Raw genomic sequence first — 8,364 nt, 5'->3', positions numbered from 1 at the left:
ACTTGTTGACCTGTAGAACTGTTAATTACATACCAAGTACCATTACTCGGTCGCCAGACTGCAAAATCAGTTCTACCATCACCATCATAATTGCCGGGAACAGGAATATCGCCACCTGTTCCCCATTGTCTAGTAACTTGTTGACCTGTAGAACTGTAAATTACATACCAAGTACCATTACTCGGTCGCCACACTGCGTAATCAGTTCTACCATCACCATCATAATCGCCGGGAACAGGAATATCGCCACCTGTCCCCCATTGTTGAGTTACTTGTTGACCTGTAGAACTGTTAATTACATACCAAGTACCATTACTTGGTCGCCAGACTGCGTAATCATTCCTACCATCATGATCATAATCGCCGGGAACGGGAATATCACCACCTACGCCCCATTGTTGAGTTACTTGAGCTTGTGCTTTAAAATTTAAAATTCCAAGAAATAATGGAACAGTTAAAGCAACCATGAATAATTTGCAACCAATCTTCATGAGAACATCCTCTTTATAATTAAAATGACTCAAGAGTGTTTTTACTCAATTGCACATTTGAAGAAATGATTCTAAGTATTACGCCTTGGGGAGCATCCCACTTTGGCTGATAGTTCACAAACTGAAGTCTGGGGCTATATAAAAAAGAGGGGTAAGGGTAAAGGGTAAAAGGTAAATGGCAAAGGGATGAATTAGGTCGCCCACTAGGGGCGAGGTTTTTACCTTCCCAATAACACAAGGATTATTTCGCTTAACTTCGGGCGTTAGCGTAGCGGGACGAAGTACGGTTTTTACCTTTCCCCCTTCCCCTTGTTCATAAACCAAGCCTGCCGAAAGCAGCCTTCGTTCCTATAGCCGTGACTTCAGTCGTCGGGTATTTCTTCCAAAGTGGGATACACCTACGCCTTGTCATGATGAAATCCTAAATTACGCGATGTGCGACTTATTCTTGGAACCCCTCTGCAAACTTCTCCCCCACAAGGAGAGAGGCTTTGATTTTTGCTCCCCAACCCTTTTAGGGAAGGGGTTGGGGGTTAGGTTTTAGAGAAAGTCGCACATGGCGTTAAATTCTAATCTTATATAGCAATCCGAATTGAATCGTGACAAAATACGGAGATTAAAAGTACGTAGTTATGAGCTTTTCAGCCTTTTGCTCTCTCACAAATGATTTAGGATTGCTATAGAGCTTTTGCAAGCATAAGTAATTTAGCACGATATGTGTAAGCTTAATTACAATATTTATTGAGATATATTCATATTTTTAACGTAAAATTAAGCTATATTAAATCTCCAAAAAATAAAAAAAATAACTGCAAGGGTTGGTTTTCGTGAATTGGTATTACACTGTTTGGTGAAACAATACATCGTTTCCATATTTGGTATCACATCAAGAAAATGGCAGCAGAATGTTGTTTCTGTTGCCATTTTTTAAGCGCCTATAAATCTAAATTGTTATCTGGTCTCAGGCAAATTTACTGGCTGTTGCAAACCGCTTGTTAATCTCATCCCAATTAACCACGTTCCACCAAGCATCTAAATAATCGGCGCGGCGATTCTGGTAATTGAGATAATATGCATGTTCCCATACGTCATTACCCAGGATGGGATATTTGCCTTCACTTAAGGGACTATCTTGATTAGCTGTAGTTGTCACTTCCAGCTTGCCACCTTTGTTACGCACTAGCCAAACCCAACCACTACCAAAACGACTAGCACCAGCTTCGTTAAACTGTTTTTTGAAAGCTGCAAAAGAGCCAAAATTTTGATTAATAGCGGAGGCTATACCTCCTGTTGGTTCTCCCCCACCTTTCGGCTTCATAATTTTCCAGAACATTGAGTGGTTTACATGACCACCGCCATTATTGCGTACTGTTTTGCGAATATCTTGTGGTACATTGTCCAGTTTCTGCAACAATTCTTCAACAGTTTTACCTTTGAGTTCTGGGTGTTTGTCTAACGCTCCATTCAGGTTTTTCACATAAGTTGCGTGATGTTTATCATGGTGAAACTGCATCGTTTTGGCATCGATGTGTGGTTCCAGTGCTTCGTAGGCGTAAGCTAAAGGCGGTAGTTGGATAGCCCCTGTTGTATTTGGTGTTGTATTTGCTGTTGTGTCGGGAGTTGCAGTGTTTCCATTAGGAGATTTCTCTGCCAATGCACAAGCATCTAACGCAAAAGCACCCGCACCTGCTGTGAGTAAAAACAAGAAATGGCGTCGATTAATAATCATATAAGTTTTTGCAGCGAATCCATGAAGTCTCTATTGCAGTTTTTATTTTCTTAGATTCTGGCTACAAAAAATTGGGAATTGGCGATTATTTTTGGCAGCTTAAGAAACTATTTATCAAATAAATAGGACTTACGCAAAAATTGCTAAAAAGCTTAATTTATCGAACCGCCAGGACGCCTACGCTTCATCAAAAAAAGTGCCACTCATTTTTCCCATCAATACTCGGTATAATATTGAATTTGATACTCACGCACTGCGTTAATTAACAGCGTTATTACTATTGACAAAACTGATTTAATCTCAACTTGTCACGAATGATTTTCGAGTGACTTAGATTTGACGCTTTGGGTTGTATTCACTCCTTGTGGGGTGGGTGTCTCACCCGCCCGTAAGCGAAGGCGGGCATCTTGCCCGCCCCACAAGATTAGATAGTTTATTTGTTGGAAATCCCTAAACGTGAGTTCGACGGTTAGCAAAAGGCAAAAAGCTTGTTAGATATGAAGTGCAAGAAACTTGATAGCAAAGTGATTTTACAAGCTCTAATACTTCCTAGTATTATTTAATTTTGTCCCAATAATTGATTCCTCTTTATCCTTTATGAGAAATTTATAACTATTAATTCTAATAACTTCATAATTTTCTGCCATAAACACTGAACCTAAAGTAGCTACCATATCTGCAATAGAAATCTTAAAAGCTAGTGGTATCTTTAAATTCAAAAAGGATTTTGGCATACTTTTAACATTTAAATGCAATTTTTTTTGACTTACGTACCATACCCCAGTAAATTTATTACCTGTTAGAAGTTCTTTAGGCTTAGAGAAAAGCAATGTTTGAACCCTGGTTTGCTCATAAGTCATATCATCTTTAAATTCAATCGTTATTTTTTCCGAAGACGTATTAAAACGCCATTTTCCCAAAAGTAAAATTTCTATTTCTATATCAGAATGCTTACTATTACTCATGTTTATCCTCAAATTAGCTTTAGCTCTAATTTTTCCTATTATTAACAAATGTGCGATTAACGCATCGAAAAGTTTCGTTACAACTTTTTGCACGAGAAAAGAATAAGTGCATCTGCCAAACTAACCAAGACCTTACCCGCCAAGCTCCCATTGAAAGGTGTTCTGTAGATGATTTTGGGGATAAGTCAAAGCTATGTTGGTCATAGTGCAACCATTTGGCTGGTAGGTGTCCCATCGGTGTCATAGGGGACAATTTAAAAGTTAGTTGCTCATAGTCTAACCAGTTTCCCTCTTTTCGCCAACCAAGGCGATCGCCTAGTCTCTTTTCTGTTTCATAGTCTACTTGACCACCCATTTCGCTCCAGATAGTTTGCTGAACACTGAAGCCAAAATAACCATAACTATATTGTTCCCAAAGTTGATCAATGCTGTGGAGGTCTTGACAAGAAAAGTTCTCAATATCTTCCTTATAAACTTCATTCCAATAATTCTTACTCATGACTTTTAGCATTAATTTAGTGGTTTCAATGTCAGCTTCTTTCCACTTATGCTGCACTAGGAGATCCCGCAATTGGGTATAATCAATATTGTTATTGCTGATCAATTCTTTTGTCAACGCAACATTGTTATTAGTCAGTCCGATCAATCCTGTTTCTTCAACAGCAGATAGAGGCGCTGTCGAAACAAAATTTACTTCTGCTATGCCTAGCACTTTTCTTTGATCAGTGAGTTGCTTGGATATATAGTTAGATATTAAATCAATACCCTTGTCTAAAAAAACGCCATTTTCGCTCAAATCAAAATTATGGATTTGCCAATCCAATAATTGGGATTGAGTAAAAGCATCTTTTAATCTGGCTTTTTTCTCATAACTTGTCACCATAAAATCGAGAAAAGTTTCAGAAATTGCCTCGTTTTCTTCAAGATTAAATAAATTTGATTGATACTTTAAAATATTATCTCCTAGATTTTTAATATCTCCGACAGTTGCATAAAAATATTCATCTACTTTTACGACTTCATCTATTAAAGATTGAAAGGGAGTAAAGTAAGCTTGTAAAGAATTTTCAAAATTGATTGCAGTATGGGCAATTTTTGCTATTTCTTGACGAATCTTATAGGCTTTTCTTTGATATTCGTAAATTTCTTGATATACTTCTAAATCTTTAACTATTTGTTGAACGACTTCTTTTTGATTTTTAGTATCTTCTGCAAGTTTTTTAATTCCTTCACCAAGCAATCTGATTTTTTCTAACATTAAAAAATAAGCATTACTCAAGAGTAAAACTGCCTTAAAGTTTTCTTGTTTCTCCCATCTTAGCTCATCAAGTATTTTTGAATTCTTATGATTTTTTAGCTCTAATTTGATTCTTTCATCTTCTAAAGTTTTTATTTCCAAATATTTTTCTTTAAATAATTTTTTTAATTCGTCCGCAAGGTTTAACAAAAAATCATGATAACTATCCTTATAACTTTCTAGAAAATCAATAATATGACTGTAGTCCTTAATAAATAATTGGATTTCATCAAAAATTTCTCCCTGGCTCATTTCTTCTTTTCGCTTAATTATCCCCCCAAGTTGATGATGATATCGAACGCCTTCTTTAAGTAATTTTTGACGGTCTCTAATTTTTTGCTGAACTTTTTTTACAGCGTTATTTTTTAGGACGGGTAATTGATAGGTTCGTTCGTAAATTGAAATAGCTTCGTAAGTAATTAGTTGTCTTTGCTGTTTAGTTAGCATAATTCTGATTCTAAAAAGTATGAGCAAACACAATTACTCTATGATTTCTGTTTTGCATAATTGCCATATCAAAATCTTATCTCGTGTTTCTATCAGCCGCATTCCGATTTTTTCTAGCACCCGCTTTGAACCTATATTATCTGCATCGCATCCAGCCGTAACTTTTTGCATACTTGGTTGACAAAGTGTCCAATCGACCATTGCTTTTGCAGCTTCAGACGCATACCCTTGCTGTTGATATATCGCTCTGACATCCTGCCAAAATTGGGTAAAAGCCACAAGAGGATTAGTTGAGGGTTGATCGCGAAAAACTTGAGCTTGCATGTTCTAAAAATATAGTGGTTTTTATTTGAGTTAAATAATCGCTTAACTTAATACCATTTAAATTGAATAATCACCGCGACTATTTCAATTGTTTTTAGGGTCTTAACATCTTCATAATAAGTAATGATTTCTTGGCAAAGTTGATTTTTCAGTTTGAGTTTTAAATCCTCTGTAATGGGTAAATCTTTGATTTCTTTGAGGAGAAATTTCACCGATTCGGTTTTGCTACGTTCTGCATAGATGGCCTGAAGAATGGCTTCAATTCCATATCCCGCTACAATATCCCCCACAATGCTTATTAGACCAAGCAAGGCTATAGCTCCTACGATGCCAAACGGCCCTCCTAAGGTTGTGAGAGTAGCAGCAACGGCGGCGGAACTGCCCCCTGATGCGGCCGTTAGAACCACCAGAATTACGCCAGGAAGACCTAGACCAGCTAGTTTTTTCACAATTTCGTCCATTATAATTACCTAAAATTCTGACACTTATGATTAAAACATGATTTCTGAGTTCAAATAACTGAAGCAGAGAAAAAAAGAGGTGCATCCAATTCCAAAAAAATTGAAAGCTATTCACAACAAAATCCCACTACCAAACATTAAAAGAGGTAGGGGATGTAGACACGTTTGCTTCGGCTATTCTGCGAGTTCTCCAACGGAGTACCCGCATGGTGGGAGATCAGAAAATAGGAAATAATTTTACCGGTGCCCCATGCCCTAATTTTTATTAGTCAGCAGAATTTCAGCGATCGCACCAGAAATCGGGAAGTGTGGTGAATATATCTCCATCCAGAAAAATTCCCCAACTGGGTTGACTTCAAGGAATACGTGCCGGCCATCGGGTGTGACGATAATATCGATCGCTCCATAGTTTAAGCCAAAATAAGCCATCAGTTGGAGAAGCTTTTTCTCCACATCTTCCGGCAAGTCGTAGGGTTTCCAATTCTTACTTAAGGCTCTCCCCTCTTTGCGCCAATCGTAAGTAGATCCCTCCAAACTCTGGGAATTCACTGCGGCAGTAAATACGCGGTGTCCGACGATAGTCGTCCGCAACTCCAGCGCCTTTGGCACGTTTTCCTGAAACGTCATCGGACAAAAACGCAGTCCTTCAAGATTCTCCAAATCGTCATCTGTAATTGGATTGGTGAACACAACGTTTTCTCGTCCGCGATCATCATAGATGGCAAAGGAAGAAAGCATTTTTGTGACTATACCTTGCTCCTGACACTCTTGAGCAAATTGCTTCACTGCTTCTGGATTGTTTGAAGTCAGAGTGCGTGGGGTAATAAGTCCAACCTCTCGTGCAACTTGCAACTGTAGTTGTTTATTATTAGCTACATCGACATTTGATATTTTGTCGAAGTGGAATGTTTTCAGGCTGGCAATCATACCCCTGACAGTGCGGCGAGTTTCTTCAATTGAAGGATCTCTAAATTGCTTGTCCATCGTGTCGGGAATTTTCGCCCCGTAGCGCATCCGCCGATACCAAACTGAGGACACCTCACTCAAATCAAGCTTCTGTTCGCCATCAGTAATAATTACCCGCTCAGAATTGCCTTGGTAAATATCCAACTTCACTTCGGTGGGATATCTGTCTGTGTCAAAACGAAATGCTTTCTCTCCTCTAGCCTCAATTGATTTGATTACTAGAGGAATGCTTTCGTTGTCTTGGCTAAAAGTAATGATTAATACTGTCATTCGATTTGAGATTTTAGATTTTAGGAAATCTTAAGTATGGTGTTTTACGGCTTCAACCTAAAGCACCATATTATATGGCGGTGCATTAGGTGATCATGTCATGTTTTTCGTGACAAATCATATCGAAATATAGGACTCCTATTTGATTTTTGAAAAAAACTCAGTATATCTTTATTCCTTCTTCCCTGTTCCCTTACTCTACGAGTGATTCAGGAATCAAATCGAATTGCTATATACGCCTAAAACATCCTAAAGTAACTGCTTTCTAGGGAATAAGAGCGTCTGCGATCGCACTCGAAATCGGCAAGTCTAAATCTTTCTCCAGCATTCCCCACTCTCCTATGGGGTTAACTTCCAAAAAGACATATTCTCCTGATGGTGTGAGAATAAAATCTAACGCTCCAAACAACAGCCCAAATTTACTCATAAAGGTTTGGAGACGATGAACTACTTCATCAGGAAGCTGATGGTGTTGCCATGAACCAGTCTCAACACCAGGTTTACGCCAATCAACTTTGGATGCCGTATAAACAGACGCATCTAGCGCCCCGACAAATACATTGCCATTCACATATACCACCCGCAATTCATGCTGCTTAGGAATTTGCTCTTGAAAAACCATTGGGCAATAGCGCAGTGACTCAGCATCAAGCAAGTCTTCTTCTTTGACAGCGCTGGTGTAAAGAAAGAACGAGGAGTTAGCTTCCATACTGTAGGAAAGAGCAGTTAATAACTTACTCACCATTTTTCCGTTGACTTGGTGGAAAAACTCGCGTGCTGACTCAGCTTTGTTGGTGACGAGAGTTTGGGGGATGACAAAACCTACCTCAGATGCAATCCGCAGTTGGCGCAGCTTATTATGTGCAGCATTGATCCGCTCCAAATCATCTACCCACCTAGCTCCTTTAAGACTGTCCCAAAACCCATCTAAGGTTGCTTGTGATTCTCTAATGCAGGCTTCTCGGTACTTTGAAGCCAATTCTTTACTCAATTCTGGCTCCCATATCCGCCGCATCCAAACAGCTTGCACCTGCTCTGTACTGATAGAGTGCGTGCCATATTCCAGCTTGTGATAGCTTTTGGATTTGTCAAACTGCGCTGTTAATTGCACTTCTAGGGGAAACTTATCAGTGTCGAGGCGAAATGGTTGCGCCCCTTTTTTTGACAAGGCTTCTGCCACTCTATCTATTGTGAAGAAATCACCACTGTGGGTAATTAATAAAACAACGTCACGCGACAGGTGCATAAAATATTTTTTATAAATTTAGGTTTTAGGATCTATGTTGTGGCTTTTCCCAGTTGAATAACAAAACTCTGAGGTTAGCATTTAGAAATCACCAAAGCAACTATTTCACCAAGATTTTACCCCACCCTAACCCTCCCCGATAGATTGGGGAGGGAACTAAATTTCCTG

The 8,364-nt window shown here is 38.8% G+C and carries 8 protein-coding genes; all 8 read right to left on the bottom strand.

Translation table 11 applies throughout. The annotated features are described in order from the left end of the window. Positions 1 to 491, bottom strand: a 491-nt coding sequence (locus tag HWQ41_RS26780) for a VCBS repeat-containing protein (protein ID WP_292769924.1), incomplete at its 3' end; no start/stop codon positions are given. 961 nt (positions 492 to 1,452) lie between these two features. After that, a complete protein-coding gene (locus tag HWQ41_RS26775) occupies positions 1,453 to 2,220 on the bottom strand; it encodes a superoxide dismutase (RefSeq protein ID WP_292769922.1) in 768 nt (255 codons plus the stop codon). A 539-nt stretch (positions 2,221 to 2,759) separates the two neighbouring features. Next, the gene (locus tag HWQ41_RS26770; protein ID WP_292769920.1) at positions 2,760 to 3,185 is read right to left on the bottom strand and encodes a hypothetical protein; all 426 of its coding nucleotides are present in this window, start codon (positions 3,183 to 3,185) and stop codon (positions 2,760 to 2,762) included. Positions 3,186 to 3,210: 25 nt separating this feature from the next. Beyond that, a complete protein-coding gene (locus HWQ41_RS26765) occupies positions 3,211 to 4,929 on the bottom strand; it encodes a GUN4 domain-containing protein (protein WP_292769918.1) in 1,719 nt (572 codons plus the stop codon). Positions 4,930 to 4,962: 33 nt separating this feature from the next. After that, a complete protein-coding gene (locus HWQ41_RS26760; protein ID WP_292769916.1) occupies positions 4,963 to 5,253 on the bottom strand; it encodes a GNAT family N-acetyltransferase in 291 nt (96 codons plus the stop codon). Between the two features lie 47 nt (positions 5,254 to 5,300). Continuing rightward, on the bottom strand, positions 5,301 to 5,714 hold the full coding sequence (locus tag HWQ41_RS26755) for a hypothetical protein (RefSeq protein WP_292769914.1): 414 nt from the start codon (positions 5,712 to 5,714) through the stop codon (positions 5,301 to 5,303). Positions 5,715 to 5,969: 255 nt separating this feature from the next. Then, the gene (locus tag HWQ41_RS26750; protein ID WP_292769912.1) at positions 5,970 to 6,950 is read right to left on the bottom strand and encodes an MvdD family ATP-grasp ribosomal peptide maturase; all 981 of its coding nucleotides are present in this window, start codon (positions 6,948 to 6,950) and stop codon (positions 5,970 to 5,972) included. Between the two features lie 265 nt (positions 6,951 to 7,215). Next, positions 7,216 to 8,196 carry an MvdC family ATP-grasp ribosomal peptide maturase gene (locus tag HWQ41_RS26745; protein WP_292769910.1) on the bottom strand — a complete coding sequence of 327 codons (981 nt, stop codon included), beginning with the start codon at positions 8,194 to 8,196 and terminating at the stop codon, positions 7,216 to 7,218. Positions 8,197 to 8,364: the final 168 nt, after the last annotated feature.

It is taken from the genome of Nostoc sp. NOS(2021), from assembly GCF_017115025.1.
Taxonomy (GTDB): domain Bacteria; phylum Cyanobacteriota; class Cyanobacteriia; order Cyanobacteriales; family Nostocaceae; genus Nostoc.
The sequence above is the reverse complement of the archived record's forward strand: the minus strand, read 5'-3'. Positions and strand labels throughout refer to the sequence as shown.